This is a genomic window from Rhodoplanes roseus, from assembly GCF_003258865.1.
GTDB lineage: Bacteria > Pseudomonadota > Alphaproteobacteria > Rhizobiales > Xanthobacteraceae > Rhodoplanes > Rhodoplanes roseus.
The window spans coordinates 1-254 of sequence record NZ_NPEX01000903.1; the positions used below are offsets into that span (position 1 = coordinate 1).

The window sequence follows — 254 nt, forward strand, 5'->3', positions numbered from 1 at the left end:
TTGCGTTGCGCGTTCATCGCCGTCTTCAAGAAGGTCATCGTGCCGACGCCGGGGATTTCGATCGGATACTGGAAGGCGAGGAAGACGCCGGCGGCGGCCCGCTCATCGGGCTCCATCGCCAAAAGGTCCTCCCCCTTGAAGGTGACGGATCCGCCCGTGACCTCGTAATCCTCCTTGCCGGCCAGGATATAGGAGAGGGTCGACTTGCCAGACCCGTTCGGGCCCATGATGGCATGCACCTCGCCCGCGCCGAC

At 64.2% G+C, this 254-nt stretch carries 1 protein-coding gene; it reads right to left on the bottom strand.

Going from position 1 to position 254, the window contains the following annotated elements; translation table 11 throughout:
* Window positions 1–254: ATP-binding cassette domain-containing protein (locus tag CH341_RS32940; RefSeq protein WP_146604809.1), on the bottom strand; the 254-nt coding region annotated here is incomplete at both ends.